This window comes from Streptomyces sp. H27-H5 (assembly GCF_026627505.1).
GTDB lineage: Bacteria > Actinomycetota > Actinomycetes > Streptomycetales > Streptomycetaceae > Streptomyces.
On record NZ_JAPNLK010000011.1, the window covers coordinates 25,312 to 41,709 of the forward strand.

A 16,398-nucleotide genomic window follows, 5' to 3' on the forward strand; every position below is an offset into this window, starting at 1 on the left:
ACCGTGATTGACCTGTGGAGCTTCACCGAGCAGACGGGCTACGCGCCCGGTACCGATCTGGTCGGCTTCGACGTCGAGGCGACGGACGGGAAGATCGGGAGCGTGGACGAGGAGACGTCGGAGGTCGGCGCCGCCCACATCGTGGTCGACACCGGTTTCTGGATCTTCGGCAAGCACGTCCTGCTGCCTGCCGGCACCATCCACCGGATCGACCTTCAGGAGCGAAAGATCCACGCCGCCAGGACGAAGGAGGAGATCAGGAACGCTCCGGAGTACGACAAGGACAAGCACCGGGACGACGCCGCCTACCGCGTCGAAATCGGCCAGTACTACGAGGACAACAACGAACGCGGCGTCTGAGCCGCCTCACGACCGCCCCTGCGGCACGGGGAGGACATCTGGTTCCGCGGCCGCATCCGCACGCCGACGGCACACCCGCCTGGGGGCCAACGCCCGTATCCCTACGCGCGCGGCGCCGCTTCCCGCGAAGCCCGTCACTTCCGGCGGACGGCACATGGCAAAGGCAAGGAGAAGTCTCTCCTTGCCTCTCCCAAGGTATAGCGCACCGGGGGGCTTGCGGCAAGACCCCGGTCACGGCGCAGAATCATCCGTCGAAGCCACTACCTGCGGAAATGAGGGCACGAGGTGCGGGTGTTGTTGTCGACGTACGGCGGACGACGTGACGTCGAGGCAGTAGGGGGACCGGCAGTGCGTGTGCGGGCGCTCGGCGCGGGGGCGCGAGGGCGCCCGCCGCGCGGCCGGGCAGAGAGGCCGGGCGGATCGGCAGCGGGAAAGCAGTGAGGGGTCAGGGCGATCAGGACGATCGGGACGTGCTCGACAAGAAGCTCAACAGGGCCGGTGGCGCCGGTGACTCGGCAGGCCACCAAGGTGCGGCGGGCCATCCCCATGCAACAGGACACGACTGCCTCGGAGGCATCGCAGTGATCGAGCAGTACGTGTGGGATCTCCAAGAGATCGACGAGACGCGGACCGCGGTCGTCGGCGGCAAGGGCGCGCACCTGGGTGGGCTGTCGCGGATCGAAGGCGTCCGCGTGCCGGGCGGCTTCTGCGTGACGACGAACGCCTTCCGGCGGATCATGGAGGAAGCGCCGTCGATCGCCGATCGGCTCGATGAACTGTCGCGCCTGAACCCGGACGACCGGGAGGCGGTCCGCACCCTCAGCGCGCGGATCCGCGAGGCCATCGAAGGGATCACCATCCCGGGAGACATCGCGACGGCGATCACTCGAGAGCTCGCCCGGAGCGGCGCGGAAGCCGCCTACGCCGTCCGCTCCAGCGCGACGGCGGAGGACCTGCCGACGGCCTCCTTCGCCGGCCAGCAGGACACGTACCTGAACGTCGTGGGGGAGACGGCGATCCTGCGGCACATCAGCCGGTGTTGGGCCTCGCTGTTCACCGAGCGGGCCGTGACCTACCGGCGGCGCAACGGCATCGACGACCGTACCGTCGACATGGCCGTGGTCGTGCAGCGGATGGTCTTCCCGCAAGCGGCGGGCGTCCTGTTCACCGCCGACCCCGTCACGGGCAACCGGAAGGTCGCCACCGTCGACGCCGGCTTCGGCCTCGGCGAGGCCCTGGTCTCCGGCCTGGTGAACCCGGACGTCTTCACGGTGCGGGACGGCGAGGTCGTCGCCAAGACGATCGCCGCCAAACAGCGCGCCCTCCACGCCCTCCCCGCCGGCGGTACGCGGGAAGTGGCGATCGACCCGCGGCAGCAGGAACAACCGGCGCTGACCGACGCGCAGGTCGTGCGGCTGGTGCAGCTCGGACGGCGGATCGAAGCGCACTTCGGCCGCCCGCAGGACATCGAATGGTGCCTGGTCGACGACGGCTTCGAGATCGTTCAGAGCCGGCCGATCACCACGCTGTTCCCCATCCCCGAGGCCGACGACCAGGAGAATCATCTCTACGTCTCCGTCGGCCATCAGCAGATGATGACCGACCCCATGAAGCCCTTGGGATTCTCCATGTGGCAGCTGACGGCCATGGTGCCGATGCAGGAGGCGGGCGGGAGGCTGTTCGTCGACGTCACCCGCCGCATGGCCTCGCCCGCGAGCCGCGCGGCCCTCCTGGACATCATGGGGAAGGGCGACCCCCTGGTCAGGGACGCTCTGGAGACCGTCCTCGACCGCGACGATTTCGTACCGACGCTCCCGGACACGAGCCCCGGCGCGCCGCCGACCGGCCGTGCGTCCGCCCCGATCGCGAGCCCGCCCGAGAACCCGATCGAGACCGATCCGGCCGTCGTCACCGAGCTGATCGAACGCAGCCAGGTGTCCATCGCCGCCCTGGAACGCGACATCCGGACGAAGACCGGGCCGGCGCTGTTCGACTTCCTGCTGGAGGCCTTCGAGGAGCACAAGCGCGTCCTGAGCGACCCGTTGAGCATGCAGGCGATCATGGCGGGGATGGAGGCCACGTGGTGGCTCAACGACAAGCTGCAGAAGTGGCTGGGGGAGAAGAACGCGGCTGACACGCTGACCCTGTCCGCGCCCGACAACGTCGCGTCGGAGATGGGTCTGGCGCTGATGGACGTCGCCGACGTGATCCGCCCGTACCCGGAGGTCGTGACGTTCCTGCAAGGCGTCGAGGACGAGGGCTTCCTGGACGACCTGGCGAAACTCGCGGGCGGCACCGAAGCGCGCGAGGCCATCGAGGCCTACCTCGACCGGTACGGCATGCGCTGCGTCGGCGAGATCGACATCACGAGGCCGCGTTGGCACGAGCGCCCCACCACGCTCGTTCCCGCGATCCTCGACAACGTCAGGAACTTCGAACCGGGCGCCGCCGCGCGGCGCTTCGAGCAGGGCCGGCAGAAGGCACTGAAGAAGGAACAGGACGTGCTGGCACGCTTGCGGACCCTGCCGGACGGGGACCGCAAGGCCGACGAGACCAAGCGGATGATCGACCGCGTCCGAACCTTCATCGGATACCGGGAGTACCCGAAGTACGGCATCATCAGCCGCTACTTCGTCTACAAACAAGCCCTGATGGAGGAAGCCGAGCGCCTCGTGCAGGCGAAGGTGCTTCCGGAGAAGGAGGACGTCTTCTTCCTCACCTTCCAGGAACTGCACGCCGTCGTGCGCTCGAACCAGGGGGACGGGCAGTCCACCCGGGAACCTGTCCGGCAGTCCGTCCCGCAGCTCATTCGGGAGCGCAAGGACGCCTTCCGCTCGTACCAGGCGCTCACACCGCCCCGGGTCCTCACCTCGGACGGCGAGGCCGTCTCCGGGGCGTACCGGCGCGACGACGTGCCGGCCGGCGCCCTGGTCGGCCTGCCGGTCTCCGCCGGGACCATCGAGGGACGGGCCCGCGTCATCCTCGACATGGGGGATGCCGATCTCGAAGCGGGCGACATCCTGGTCACGACGTTCACGGACCCCAGCTGGTCACCGCTGTTCGTCGGCATCGCGGGCCTGGTGACGGAAGTGGGCGGCCTGATGACCCATGGCGCGGTGATCGCCCGGGAGTACGGTCTGCCGGCCGTTGTGGGCGTGGCGCAGGCCACCCGGCTGATCCGGGACGGTCAGCGGATCCGCGTGCACGGAACCGACGGGTACATCGAGCTCCTGCCCTGACCGACCGCGCCGAGAAGCGGCGTCCGTAGCGTCCGACCGAACCACCCGGCCGAGGTGCGGCGTGGGCTCCGCCTTCCCCCAGGGCAGAGCTCCGCCGTACCGGCCCCGACAGAGTAATGAGGCTGTGACCTGCGTCTGTTCAATCGACCCGCAGTGATCACCAGGCTTGCGGTACCACCTTCACCCGGGTCGGGTCGGTGGTGATGGAGTCCTGCACGGAGCCGTCCGGAGTCGGCCACCGCCTCGCCGCCATGATCGACGACAGCGCGGGCTGTGTCGGTGAGTAGACCGCCCTCTACAAGGACGACCGAGGGAACCAGTTCACCCTCGCCGTCTTCACGATGAAGGATCCGCGGGACACCCTGAGGATGGTGAGCGAACTGCCGATGGCCTTCGACGACTACCAGGTCGCCGTGCAGGTCCCACCCGCCGGATCCGGTCTGGCGACCCTGCCCGCGGACAGCGGACTCGTCCAGGGCTTCATGGGCAACGGCCGGGTCATGTTGGTCGCCATGGGCCAATGGTCCGACGGCCGCACCGCCGCCTTCCAGACCCTCGTGGACCGCATGCAACCGCTCCAAGACGAGGTCTCGCGCATGATCGGCGCCCACGAGCAGGCCGGCTGAGCCTCCGTCAGGGATGTCGGGACCAGGCCGGCCGCAGCCAAAGCCCCGGTGGCGATCAGGGTCCGGTCGGGGTGATCTCGGCGATCAGGGCCTCGACCCGGGCCTTGATCTCGTCGCGGATCGGGCGGACGGCCTCGACGCCCTGGCCTGCCGGGTCGTCGAGTTTCCAGTCGAGGTAGCGCGTGCCGGGGAAGACAGGGCAGGTGTCGCCGCAGCCCATGGTGATGACGACGTCGGAGGCTCGTACGGCGTCGACGGTCAGCACCTTCGGTGCCTGGGCGGAGATGTCGATGCCCACCTCCGACATCGCGGCGACGGCGGCCGGGTTCACGCCGGCGGCGGGAGCGGAGCCGGCGGAGCGGACCTCGGCCCGGTCCCCGGCGAGGTGGGCGAGCCAGGCCGCGGCCATCTGCGAGCGGCCGGCGTTGTGGACGCACACGAAGAGCACCGACGGCTTCGGGGTGGGGCTGTCAGACACGGGCGGGTCCTTTCCGGGTGGCGGCCTGCTCGGCTGCCAGGGCGTCGGTGGGGAAGAAGCGACGGGCGGCGAACGCGACGTGGACCAGGCCGATGAGGACGGGTACCTCGATCAGCGGGCCGACGACGTTCCAGGTTGAGCAGGCCGGGCAGGACGGACAGGTAGAACCAGCCGAGCAGGCTGAACGCGAGCGCCTGGAAGACGGAGTTGAGGGCGACGAGGACGGCGGCGGCTTCGCGGTCGCCGCAGGCGAGGTCGTTCCAGATGACGACCATGGCGATGCAGCGGGCGAGACCGACGATGATCAGGCCGGTGCGGTACTCGGGCAGGTCCGGCAGGAACGCCCACGCGAGGACGAACATCAGCGCCGGGCCGACGATCCAGTTCAGCAGCAGCGAGGTCAGCAACAGGCGCCGGCCGCGGGTGACGGTGTCGAGGCGGTCGTAACGGACCTTGGCCAGGACCGGGTACATCATCACCAGCAAGCCGAGGGCGATCGGCAGCGAGACCCCGGTGACTGTCACCGCCGCGGGCTCCGTGGTCACGAAGCGGCCGCCGCGGAGCGGTCTCGGTGTCGACCGGTTCCGTCGCGGAGGAGGTCTCGGCGTCGACCGGCTCGGTGGGGCGGGTCAGGACGGCGGCGAGGCGGTCGGTGGTCTCGGGGACGAGCCGGTAGTAGACCCAGGTGCCGCGCCGCTCGGAGTCGATCAGCCCGGCCTGCTTCAGCAGCTTCAGGTGGTGGGAGATCGTCGGCTGCGACAGCTCGAAGGCCGGGGTCAGGTCGCAGACGCAGATCTCGCCGCCGGCCCGTGAGGCGATCATCGACAGGGCCGGATGCGGACCGGATCGCCGAGGGCCTTGGAGAGCGTCGACCTCTCCCTCCTCGCCGAAGAAGCCGCCGAAACACTGCTTCCCCTCGCCGAACGGCGCCGGATCACGCTCGACGTCACCGGCGGGGCGGCCCACACCAGCGGCTCCGCGGAACTCTTGCTGCGGATGGTGACGAACCTCGTCCAGAACGCCATCGTCCACAACATCCCCGCCGGCGGCACCGTGACGGTCCACACCGAGGCGGACGACGACGCGAGCGTGCTGCGGGTGGAGAACTCGGGCAGTCGACTCCCACCGGATCTGGTACCGACCCTCACCGAACCCTTCCAGCGGGGAACGTCACGCGTACGCACGGACGAGCACGCCGGCGTCGGCCTCGGCCTGGCCATCGTGGACAGCGTCGTCCGCGCTCACGCCGGAACCCTCGACCTCGCACCGCGCCCTGCCGGCGGTCTGCTCGTCACGGTCCGGCTCCCCGGCACGCCGCAGGCCGCTCCGCCTCGCTGAGCGGACGGGGGAGGGGAGCGCCGCACTGCTCCCGATGGCGACGGTCGCCGTCACCGGCGGCCACATCCCGCCTCACCTTGGCCGCGTCTCGCCGCACTTCGCCGCATGGGCAGGCCGCCGTGCGCATGGAACAGCCGGCGGCGGACACACGTATGCCAACTGGCCTGAACACAACAGAAGTCGGGGCGGCCGGCCCCACGCGTACCGAGGGAGCGAGACGTCATGCCGCTGACATTCCGCAAGAGTTTCAGGATCCTGCCCGGCGTCCGGCTCAACATCAACCGCAAGTCGTGGTCGATCACCACCGGCGGCGGCAAGCACGGTCCCCGCCACACCCACAGCAGCACCGGACGTCGTACGACCTCGGTGGACCTGCCCGGCCCCTTCGGCTGGCGCAAGACCACCCGCGGCTGATCCGCGGGGTGCGCGCCGCGTCCAAGGAACCCCCGGCCGGACAGGCCGGGGGTTCCTTCTGTGGAGGGCGCGCCGGAGAGCTCGAAGCCCCCGAAGCCCTTGGAGCTTCCGAAGCGGCCTTCGGTCGGTCAGTGGCGGTGCATGGTCTGGAGGGCCTCGACCAGGACCTTGGGGCTGTGTCGTCCCTTGTAGACGGGCGGGGGCTGCTTGTCGAGCTTGAGGAGTCCGGCCACCGCGGTCCAGGCGGTGCGCACGGGGTACTCGACGGTGAAGACCACGTCGTCGGGGACTTCCGCGTACTGGCCGATGAAGGCGAGGTTGGTGGAGCCTCGGGGGACGACCTGGGGGCGGTCACCACGGCGGCGGACCAGGAACTGGCTGGTGATGTACGGCATCAGTGCCGGGATCACGATCGAGTTGTCCACGATCTGGTCCCCGGCCTCGCCGAACGGCAGATGCCCCGTCACCTCCCGGAGGATCTCGCGACCCCTGCACTCGCGCATCGGCTTCCCGACGTGCTCCCCTTCCCGGTGGGGGAAGAGGGCGTAGCCCCACCACGCGAAGGTGTCCTCCGGCTGCTCGCGGAAGTGGGGCTGGTGATTGAGGACGATGGTCAGCAGCCAGTTGGAGTCCTTGAAGGTGATCAGGCCACCCTTGCCCGCCTCGCTCCCGGAGAACTTCTCCATCAGCCTGAAGAAGGTGGATCTCGAACATGCGCCCGCCGCGCATCGTGTAACCGGTCTCCGGCGAGCCGAGGCCGCTCCTCGCCCTGCGGTGACCGATGCCCGGGCATCGGTCAGGGGGCGACGAGCGGCCGGAGCGGGGCCGGAGCGGTCAGCGGCTGCTGCCGCCGGTGGCTTGGTTCAGCATGCGGGTCAATCGGACGGCGAAGAACGCCGCCGCGGCCGCCGCGACGATGTTCAGGACCGCCGCCGCCATCCCGAGGTTCACCGAGGTGAGGAGCGCGTCGAGCTCCTCGGCGCGCTGGTGGCTCAGATTCGCGTACCAGCCGAGCAGGATCGAGCCGGCGAAGGACCCCCACCACAGGTTCACCGGCCAGAAGGAGGTGCCGGCCGGGCCCGCGGAGGGCGTCGCCCGGGTGCCGGCGCTCCACATGTCGACGGCGATGCGGTAGGGCATCCAGAAGCCGGCCACGGGTACGAACCAGGCTCCGATCGCCCAGCCCGGCCCCTTCCCGAACTGGTCCGGGGCCAGTGCGCCGGCGTTGCGGCGCATCCGGTGGAACCAGGTGATGAAGGCGGCCGCACACGCCGCGAGTCCGACCACGTGGATCTGGTCGTAGACGAGGAACAGGCGGTCGGCCTGGTCCAGCCGGTCCTGGGAGACGAAGGCGAAGCCCCCGTCGCCCTCCACATCGGCGTGAAGTCGGGCGCCGACGAAGAGGGAGAAGAGGTCCCCGGCCGCGACGACCGCCAGCAGGACACAAACCCCCACGACCAGAACCCGCGAAGTACCGGGGCTCCGTACGGCAATCGGCGGGCGTGGACGGAGAACGCCGGAAGACGTCATGACGGTTGAACCCCCACGGGCAAGAAGTGGAAACGGCCCGCGGATGTGCGTGCAGAGGGGAAAGTACGCCGGCGCGGGCCCGCTCGTCCATGGGGAATCCCCTGCTCCGCTACCCGGGGGAGTGGTCCATGAGCTGACGGAAGGAGTTTCGTCAGTCGCGGGGGCGCGGTGATCGGGTTTCGGTCGTGGGGGTCTGCCGGCCGAGTACGGCGGTGGCCCGTTCGAGGACGATCACCTCCTGGTACGCGCTGTCGAGCACGGTTCGACCCTCGTGGGTCAGGTGGGCGAGGAGGACCTGAGGCGGGTACTTCCCGGTGCCTCGGCCCTTCGTACCCGGCTTCGAGGCGGCAGGGCGTGTCATCTCGGTCGGCGAAGGAGTCGACGTCGAACTCCTGGACCGGCCGGTGACCGTACTGATCAGCGGAGGCGCCTACGCCGAGGTGGTGCTCGCGCTCGCCGCGCTGGTCTTCGACGCCACGGGCGTGGACCCGCGAACCGCCGCCGGGCTCGGCTGGGCCGCCCCCACGGCCTACGACCTGATCAACATGGTCGCCCGCGTCCGCGCCGGTGACAGCGTCCGTTCCGGTTCCGGATTCCCCGCCGGTCGCCGCGTCATGGACTACGGGGACTCCGACATCACCACGGGGTTCGGCAACTGCACCGAAGCCACCTGGAACACGTGCGCGGAGCTGAAGAAGGGCGCCGGGGACCGGGCCGCCGGACGGTTGGCCGCCACGCTGTCCTGGACGACCACCTACAACGACCCCTGGTATGTCGACAAACTGCTGGGTGACGCGCGTGTGGACGGCATCATCGCCGGCTACGGCGCCTTCACCGGAGTGCGCGAGTACGACGACAGCTGGCAATGCGCGAACTCCATCAACCTCATCCGCGACTGGGTGAACCGCCACGGTTCCACCCACCGCATGGCCACCAGCGCGGATCGCCTCTTCAGGTAGGGGACAACCGGGCCGGGGCCAGGGCTGCCCTGAGCCGCATGATCCTGCGAGACGGTCAACCGGGCCCCGTCTCCCTCCGCTTGGTTGTCCAGAGGCGCCGATCTCGTCGAACTGGCACCGTGACCACTTCACCCGTGCGAGAGGCGAGGAAGATGATCGAGAACGTGATGCCGAACGAGACGACGATCCCGTTGATGCCGTGCGCGTCGGTGCCGGAAACCCTGGAGTTCTACCGATGCCTCGGGTCCGAGGTCGTACACGAGCAGACCCGGCCGTACGTCTACCTGGCCCTCTCCTACCGGGGCTTCCAGGTCCATTTCGGCAAGGCCCCCGCCCACCTGGACCCGGCGCGGGAGGACGGTGGTGGCTGCCTGGTGCTGGTCGACGAAGTCGCCCCGTATCACGCCGCTTTCACTGCCGCCATGCGTGCGACGCACGGCAAGGTCCTGGGATCCGGGCGCCCCCGGATCACCCGCTACCGCGCGGGAGCGAGCCGGTTCACCCTGATCGACCCCTCGGGCAACTCCCTCATCTTCATCCAGCGCGACGAGCCCGCCACGTTGGAGTACGGCGGATCGAAGTCCCTCCGAGGTCTGGCCCGCGCCGTCGACAACGCCCGCGTCCTCATCGAGTTCAAGAACGACGACCACCTCGCCCACCGCGTCCTGACCACCGGCCTGGCCCGCCACGGCGAGAACGCCGACGACCTCGACACGGCGAAGGCACTCGCGATGCTGATCGAAATAGCCACCACCCTCGGCCGTCCCGAGGAGACCGCCCCTTGGCGTGAGCGACTCGCCCGCATACCGCTCGACCCCGACCAGCGCCACCAGGTGGAAGCGATGCTGCGTAGCACCGAGCATGCCGCGCCGCTCGATCGGCCGGAACCCGTCCAAAAGCCCGTGGAGGAGGAAGCCGGCTCCTGAGCGTGCGGATCTCCCTCCGGTCACGCGGAGTCCACTGATCCACCCCGCCGGCCGCACTTCGGTGTGGTCGCCGGTCAGCTGCGGGTGACGGTGTAGCCGGTGTCGTTCAGGGCGGCGGTCCACACATCGCGGTCGAACCACCGGGCGATGTCGGGTTGCCGTGTCGTGATGCCGTCCATCCTCGCCTGCCAGTCGGTGCCGGCACGACCGCGGTTGTCCTGGCAGCCGGTACAGCCGTCCTCGCCGTGGATGTGGCCGGCCATCCACGCGTTGACGGCGACGCCGAGGACGACGAGGTAGAGGTCCCCGCCGTTCTCCTCCAACGCGGTGGGGACGCCGGCGAGGATGAGCGCCAGTTCCGGGTTGTCGACCGGCGGCGTCGGCGGCTCCCCGATCACCCACTCGACGGTCCCGCCCTCCTCCGCCCTTCGCCGCTTCCCGGCGACGCAGTCCGGGCGGCCGTCGCCATGGAAGTGCCTGTGGGGGGAACGAGTCTGGATCCCGAGCCGTTCGGCCACGAGGCGCACACGGCGTCTGACGGTCTCGATGATCGTGTCGAGGCGCAACGCAAAGCCTCGACGGGCCAGTTCGGAGAGCGCCACGGCGACCGCGTCCTTGAACGCCTTCGTGTTCCTCATGGACGACATCCTCCCGGATTCCCCAAGCGCTCTGACCCGTTTCGCACCTGTTCGCTCAGCCTTGTGCGTGCGCCGCCGTGGTGAGGCTGCGCGACCGACCGGACTGCGGTCCGCGCGAGTTCACGCTCGACTCCCGCGCCGGATACGGCCGATGCCCCCCCGCGCTTCGGTTTGGCATGACAAGCGAGACACCGGACGCCCCTACCGCACCGGCAACCTCAGAGGTTGTTGTATTCATGGTCGAGCCGAGTGGTTTCCCTTTTCTGTTTCGAGTCAGTTTCGAGTGATCACCCGTAATTGGTTCACTGTTGAACGTCCTTAGTGAGTACAGATCAGGATGCTGATCGCACCCGTGTCGAGATTTCGGATCATGTTCCGCCCCATAGTGTTCGCCGTGGTCACGAAGTCGCTCGCTCGGCAAGTCGCCCGACAGGCCACGCAACACCTCACCCCACAGCTCACTCAATCAGTCGCTCTATCGAAATGAGGTGCCGGCCCATCATGAAGGTGAGGGCGGCGCTCATGTGCTTCGGGCGCGAAGTGCCTGGTGGGGGGAGCTGGTGTCGAGGTGTCGCCGCAGTCTTCCTGAATCGATGCCAACGGACTCTCCGTGAAATTCGAAATGCAGAACTCGGGCCGCCTTTTTCCCTAGCGGAGGCGGCACTTTCATCGAACAGGCGGAGTATTCCCGACCCGGTAACGCTTATGCGCCTCCCTTCACGCCGGGCCACGCCATCCATTGTCGTAACACCCCTGTGCGCTCGCCGAATCAAATGACTTCCGCCGGGCGGGCGTTGTACGTTTCTTACCGAAGGCATATTCCAACCAGCGGTTCTCACCGTTGAGAGGGACACGCATGACGAGCCACGCAATCGAAGTCGACCTCGAAAGTCTGCTGCGCCAGGCGCTCCAGTCCACGGGTACGGGCAAGCATTGGGCGACCGACGCGGACGAGATGTGGTGCCGCCTCACACACCGCTCCGGCATACGACGCCAACAGGGCTGGAAACTGCACGTGTCCGCGACCGCCGCCTCCGCGCCAGACGTCCTCGTGAAGGCTCTGGACGTGTTGCTGGGCGAGGAGGCGGCCTTCAAATTCGTCCGGTCACTCGACCAGGTGAGCGCGCTCAACTCCCGTGCCACGCCGCGGGGGAGCTCGGGCAAGTTCCTCACCATCTACCCGCCCACCGACGAAGCCGCCGCCCGAATGGCGCGTGAACTGCACAAGGCCACGGCGGGATTGGCCGGCCCGCGGATCCTCTCCGACCAGCCGTACGCCCCGCACAGTCTGGTGCACTACCGCTACGGCGCCTTCGTCGGCCGGCGGCGGCTCTCGGACCAGGGACTGCTGGTGTGGTTCATCGAGGACCCCGACGGCAATCCCGTGGAGGACAAGCGCACCGGTCAGTACTCCCCGCCCTCTTGGGCGATCAGCCCCTTCCCCGACTCGGTACCGCTTCCACCCCGACAGGAGAAGGCGGCGGGCAACCCCGTGGTGCTCGGCGGCCGGTTCTCGGTACGGGAGGCGATCCGGCACACCAACAAGGGCGGCGTCTACCGGGGAACGGACATCACCACGGGCGCACCCGTGGTCCTCAAGGAGGCCCGGCCGCACGTCGAGGGCGACTCGTCCGGCTCCGACGTACGCGACTGGCTGCGCGCCGAGGCCAGAACGCTGGAGAAGCTGAAGGCAACGGGACTGGCACCGGAGCCCCTCGCGATGTTCGAAACGGGCGGGCACCTGTTCCTCGCCCAGGAGGAAGTGCCGGGCGTGCCCCTGCGCACCTGGGTCGCCGAGCACTTCCGCGACGTCGGGAGCGAACGCTACCGGGCGGACGCACTCGCGCAGGTACGCCGGCTGGTGGACCTGGTCGCGGCGGCCCACGCCCAGGGCTGCGTACTGAGGGACTTCACGCCCGGCAACGTCATGGTCCGCCCCGACGGCGAACTGCGCCTCATCGACCTGGAGCTCGCCGTCCTGGAGGGCGACGTCACGCTCCCCACCCAGGTGGGAACCCCCGGCTTCAGCGCCCCCGAGCGCCTGAACGACGCGCCTGTCTCCCCGACCGCCGACTACTACAGCCTCGGCGCCACGGTGTGTTTCGTGCTCGGCGGGAAGGTACCGAACCTGCTGCCCGAGGAGCCGGCCACGAGGCCCGCAGAGCAACGGTTCGCCGAGTGGCTGACCGCCTGCGCCGGAACGCTGCGCCTGCCGGACGGCCTGCCCGAGATGATCCTCGGGCTGATGAAGGACGATCCCGGCGAGCGATGGGACCCCGCCAGGGCGAGTGAGGCACTCCGCGAGATCGACCCGACGCGGCGGCCGACCCACCCCACCACCGGAACGGAGCGTGCCGACGAACCGCACGCCGCGACGCAGGTCGCGGTCGCCGGCATGGTGAACCACCTCGTCGATTCGATGACCCCGGGCGACGACCGGCGACTGTGGCCCGTGTCCACCCTCGCCGGGGAGACCGACCCCTGCACCGTGCAACAAGGCGCGGCAGGTGCACTGGCCGTCCTGACGCGGTACTTCGAACTCACCGGCGACCCGCGCCTGCCCGACGTGCTCGCCACCGCCGGCAACTGGATCGCCGCCCGTACCGACACCCGCTCCATACGCCCGGGCCTGCACTTTGGCGGCCGCGGCATCGCCTGGGCGCTGTACGACGCCGGACGCGCCATCGACGACCGCGCCCTCACGGACCACGCGCTGGCCCTGGCCTTGGCGCCGCTGGAGTCGACGCCCAGTCACGACATCACCCACGGCTCCGCGGGCAGCGGACTCGCCGCCGCCCACCTGTGGAACCGTACCGGTGACCCGCGCCTGGCCGAGCTGGTCGTCGACGCGGCCGACCGGCTGGCCGCCGCCGCACGGCCCGAGCCGTCCGGCGTGAGCTGGCCGGTTCCCGCGGAAGCCGTTTCCACGGAGGCCGGCAAACGCTACCTCGGCTTCGCCCACGGAACGTCCGGCATCGGCTGCTTCCTCCTCACCGCCGCGGCCATCACGCACCGCTCCGAGCACATGGAGCTGGCCGTGGCGGCGGGAGAGCACCTGGTGGCCAACGCCGTGATGGTCGGCCAGGCGGCCCAGTGGCCGGCCCAGGCCACGGACGTGCCCACGGCCCCGTACTGGTGCCACGGTTCGGCGGGCATCGGCTCCTTCCTGGTACGCCTCTGGCAGCGGACCGGGGACAAACGGTTCGGCGATCTCGCCCGCGGCGCCACGCACGCCGTCATGGAACGCGCCTCTCGCGCCGCTCTCGCCCAGTGCCACGGGCTGGCGGGGAACGGCGACTTCCTCCTCGACATGGCCGAGGCCACCGGGGACCCCGCCTACCGCACGATGGCCGACGACCTGGCCCGTCTCCTCGTCTGCGAACGGGCCCACCGCGAAAGCCACGTGGTCTTCCCCAACGAGTACGGGGACGTCTCCACCAGTTGGAGCGACGGATCCGCAGGAATCCTTGCCTTCCTCCTGCGAACCCGCCACACAGACCCCCGGCACTGGATGATCCGGCAGCCGGGCTGAGCGACAGGGACCCCTGTCGCCACCGCACAGAGAAGGAGAATGTCATGGAGAACCAGGACCTCAGCCTGCTCGCCCACCTGCACGCCCTTCCGGAGACCGACCCGGTCGGCGTCGACGGCGCGCCGTTCGCCGCGACCTGCGAGTGCGTCGGCCTGCTGACGCTGCTCAACACCATCTGTATCGGCATCAGCTGCGCCTAGCCGAGAACCTCCGTCCGGTGGCCGCCCCCGGGCAGCCACCGGACGGAGCCAAGGCCGCTGTGGCCGGCAGGCCCGCCGAAGACACCCCCGTGGACGAGGACCCGACCATGCAGCCACACGCCGCAGACGACGCTCGCACCCGAGCGAACCCCCCGACCGCCGCCCTCACCCACCCGGACCCCGCACGGCCCGCCGCGCAGCCCGTGTACGCCATCAGCACCCGCGGCCTGTTCAAGAGCTACGCGGGCCCGGACGGGACCACCACCCACGCCGTCCGCGGCCTGGACCTGGACGTGCTCCAAGGCGAGACCTTCGCCTTCCTCGGCCCCAACGGCGCGGGGAAGTCCACCACCCTCGCCCTGCTGTGCGCCCTGGCCCGCCCCACCGCCGGACAGGCCACGGTGGCCGGCGTCGACGTCATCCGCCGGCCGGAGCAGGTACGAAGACTGGTCGGGATGCTCTTCCAACACAGCGCCCTGGACCCGGACCTGACGGCGGAACAGAACCTGCACATCCACGCGCGCCTCTACGGGCTGCGCCGCCGTCACGCCCGCCTGCGCGCCGCCGAGACGCTGGAGATGGTCGGCCTGACCGACCGCCGGCGTTCCCTGGTCCGCACCCTGTCCGGAGGCATGCGACGCCGCCTGGAACTCGCCCGCGGTCTGCTCCACTCACCCCGGGTCCTGTTCCTCGACGAGCCGACCACCGGACTCGACCCGCACGCCCGCGCCCAGGTCTGGGAGCACCTGCGCGCCTTGCGCGACCGGCACGGCACCACGCTCTTCGTCACCACCCACTACCTGGAGGAAGCGGAGAACTGCGACCGCCTCGGCATCATCGACCACGGCCGACTCGTGACACGGGGCACGCCCCTCGCACTGAAGGCCGCGATCGGAGACGACCGGGTGGCGCTGCGCACCAGCGACGACACGGCGGCACGACAGGTCGTGGGCCGCACCGCGCCATCCGGTCTCGCCGTCACCCTGGACACCGAAGGGGTGACCCTGAGGGTGCCCGACGGCAGCGCCTGGATCCCCCGCCTGTGCGCGGCACTGGAAGCCCACGGCATCGCGGTCCACGCCGCGTCCGCGACCCCGCCGACGCTCGACGACGTCTTCTTCCACCACACCGGCCGCAGCATCCACGCCCCCCGGCCCCACCGGACACCGGCCACTGCCATCCCGAGCGCAACCACGCCGGCGACCGAGGAGGCCCCATGACCGCACCCGCCCTCCCGGCCTCGGACGCCGCCGGCACCCCGAAGGCCCCCGGCGCCCCCGCCGGCACCGACCGGGAGCCGGGGACCCCGCTGCGTCACGAACTGCGCGCGGTCCACGCCCTGATCTACCGCGATCTGCTGCGCCTGTCCGCCCAACCCACCCACACCGCCCTGATGTTGCTCCAGCCGGTGCTCTACCTCTTCATCCTGGGGGGCGGTCTCGCCGCCCTGATCCCCAACTCCTCGCTGGGCGTCGGATACCAGACCTACCTCTTCCCGGGCATGCTGATGATGACCGTGCAGACGCCGGCCATCATGGTCGGCATCCGCCTGATCACCGACCGACAGAGCGGCTACCTGCGCGAACTCCTCATGGCCCCGGTCCGCCGGTCCACCCTGCTCCTCGGATGCTGCGCCGGCGGCACCATCGTCTCCACGGTCCAGGGCGTCGTCCTGCTCGCCCTGGCCGGCGCCGTCGGCCTGCCCTACGACCCGCTCCTCATGGTGCTGCTCCTCGCCGGCATGATCCTCACCTCCTTCACCATCACCGCCCTGTCCCTGGCCCTGGCCGTGAGCCTCACCCGGCCCGAGGTCTTCCACATGCTGCTCGGCCTGGTGATGATGCCGCTGTTGTTCCTCTCCGGCGGCTTCTTCCCGCTCGGGAACCTGCCGGGCTGGGCCCAGACGCTCGCCGCCGTCAACCCGCTCGCCTACGGAGTGGACCTGCTCCGCCGCTGCATCGCGCTGCGGGTACCGGACCAGGCGGCCACAGCGGGCATCGAGTGGTCCGACTGGCAACCTCCCCTGTTCCTGGAAGGCGGCCTCCTGTCGGCCGGCGGAGTCCTGGCCCTGGTCTGGGCCGCCCACCGGTTCAGCCGCCCCGAATGACACACGGACGCGAGACTGAAACAGGCTCGGGATCACGACGCGCAGGCGTTG

Annotated in this window: 13 protein-coding genes and 4 pseudogenes; 11 read left to right on the plus strand and 6 right to left on the minus strand. The window is 69.9% G+C overall.

The window, feature by feature from the left end; genetic code table 11:
- Positions 1-3: 3 nt before the first annotated feature.
- The 3 genes from OTB19_RS07240 (at position 4) to OTB19_RS07250 (ending at position 4,225) form a co-directional block, all read left to right on the plus strand.
- Complete coding sequence (locus OTB19_RS07240) at positions 4-360, plus strand: PRC-barrel domain-containing protein (RefSeq protein ID WP_267797191.1); 357 nt, start codon at positions 4-6, stop codon at positions 358-360.
- Positions 361-941: 581 nt separating this feature from the next.
- Positions 942-3,599 carry a rifamycin-inactivating phosphotransferase gene (rph, locus tag OTB19_RS07245; protein WP_267797278.1) on the plus strand — a complete coding sequence of 886 codons (2,658 nt, stop codon included), beginning with the start codon at positions 942-944 and terminating at the stop codon, positions 3,597-3,599.
- 371 nt (positions 3,600-3,970) lie between these two features.
- Positions 3,971-4,225 carry a hypothetical protein gene (locus tag OTB19_RS07250; RefSeq protein ID WP_267797192.1) on the plus strand — a complete coding sequence of 85 codons (255 nt, stop codon included), beginning with the start codon at positions 3,971-3,973 and terminating at the stop codon, positions 4,223-4,225.
- A 55-nt stretch (positions 4,226-4,280) separates the two neighbouring features.
- Here OTB19_RS07250 and OTB19_RS07255 read toward each other — a convergent pair whose 3' ends face one another.
- The 3 genes and pseudogenes from OTB19_RS07255 to OTB19_RS07265 all read right to left on the minus strand — a co-directional run.
- Positions 4,281-4,703: an arsenate reductase ArsC gene (locus OTB19_RS07255; protein WP_267797193.1), complete on the minus strand. Its 423-nt coding sequence runs from the start codon at positions 4,701-4,703 to the stop codon at positions 4,281-4,283.
- A gap of 125 nt (positions 4,704-4,828) precedes the next feature.
- A pseudogene (locus OTB19_RS07260) lies at positions 4,829-5,248 on the minus strand (arsenical-resistance protein); the annotation flags it as partial.
- A 58-nt stretch (positions 5,249-5,306) separates the two neighbouring features.
- Positions 5,307-5,563 (minus strand): annotated as a pseudogene (locus tag OTB19_RS07265) (ArsR/SmtB family transcription factor); the annotation flags it as partial.
- 1 nt (position 5,564) lies between these two features.
- On the opposite strand from OTB19_RS07265, the pseudogene OTB19_RS07270 reads away from it, so the two are divergent.
- Together OTB19_RS07270 and OTB19_RS07275 are read left to right on the plus strand one after the other, a co-directional pair.
- Positions 5,565-6,041, plus strand: a pseudogene (locus OTB19_RS07270) (sensor histidine kinase); the annotation flags it as partial.
- Positions 6,042-6,263: 222 nt separating this feature from the next.
- Positions 6,264-6,455: a DUF4236 domain-containing protein gene (locus OTB19_RS07275; protein ID WP_150521392.1), complete on the plus strand. Its 192-nt coding sequence runs from the start codon at positions 6,264-6,266 to the stop codon at positions 6,453-6,455.
- 128 nt (positions 6,456-6,583) lie between these two features.
- On the opposite strand, the pseudogene OTB19_RS07280 reads toward OTB19_RS07275, so the two are convergent.
- Both OTB19_RS07280 and OTB19_RS07285 read right to left on the minus strand, forming a co-directional pair.
- Positions 6,584-7,156 (minus strand): annotated as a pseudogene (locus OTB19_RS07280) (oleate hydratase); the annotation flags it as partial.
- A 133-nt stretch (positions 7,157-7,289) separates the two neighbouring features.
- Positions 7,290-7,910: a DUF4328 domain-containing protein gene (locus OTB19_RS07285; protein ID WP_267797194.1), complete on the minus strand. Its 621-nt coding sequence runs from the start codon at positions 7,908-7,910 to the stop codon at positions 7,290-7,292.
- Between the two features lie 389 nt (positions 7,911-8,299).
- Between OTB19_RS07285 and OTB19_RS43560 the strand changes: the two genes are divergently transcribed.
- Positions 8,300-8,944, plus strand: coding sequence for a hypothetical protein (locus OTB19_RS43560; protein WP_420716806.1), 645 nt, complete (start codon positions 8,300-8,302; stop codon positions 8,942-8,944).
- Positions 8,945-9,096: 152 nt separating this feature from the next.
- Positions 9,097-9,870 carry a glyoxalase gene (locus tag OTB19_RS07295; RefSeq protein ID WP_267797195.1) on the plus strand — a complete coding sequence of 258 codons (774 nt, stop codon included), beginning with the start codon at positions 9,097-9,099 and terminating at the stop codon, positions 9,868-9,870.
- 74 nt (positions 9,871-9,944) lie between these two features.
- Here OTB19_RS07295 and OTB19_RS07300 read toward each other — a convergent pair whose 3' ends face one another.
- Positions 9,945-10,508 carry a hypothetical protein gene (locus tag OTB19_RS07300; RefSeq protein ID WP_267797196.1) on the minus strand — a complete coding sequence of 188 codons (564 nt, stop codon included), beginning with the start codon at positions 10,506-10,508 and terminating at the stop codon, positions 9,945-9,947.
- Positions 10,509-11,364: 856 nt separating this feature from the next.
- Here OTB19_RS07300 and lanL point away from each other — a divergent pair.
- The 4 genes from lanL (at position 11,365) to OTB19_RS07320 (ending at position 16,347) form a co-directional block, all read left to right on the plus strand.
- Entirely contained in the window at positions 11,365-14,040 is a 2,676-nt protein-coding gene (gene lanL / locus OTB19_RS07305; protein WP_267797197.1) for a class IV lanthionine synthetase LanL, read from the plus strand.
- Between the two features lie 44 nt (positions 14,041-14,084).
- Positions 14,085-14,240, plus strand: coding sequence for a VenA family class IV lanthipeptide (locus OTB19_RS07310; protein ID WP_266967876.1), 156 nt, complete (start codon positions 14,085-14,087; stop codon positions 14,238-14,240).
- A gap of 107 nt (positions 14,241-14,347) precedes the next feature.
- Positions 14,348-15,460: an ATP-binding cassette domain-containing protein gene (locus tag OTB19_RS07315; protein WP_267797279.1), complete on the plus strand. Its 1,113-nt coding sequence runs from the start codon at positions 14,348-14,350 to the stop codon at positions 15,458-15,460.
- Positions 15,457-16,347: an ABC transporter permease gene (locus OTB19_RS07320; protein ID WP_267797198.1), complete on the plus strand. Its 891-nt coding sequence runs from the start codon at positions 15,457-15,459 to the stop codon at positions 16,345-16,347. The genes OTB19_RS07315 and OTB19_RS07320 overlap by 4 nt, the downstream gene beginning before the upstream one ends.
- Positions 16,348-16,398 lie beyond the last annotated feature (51 nt).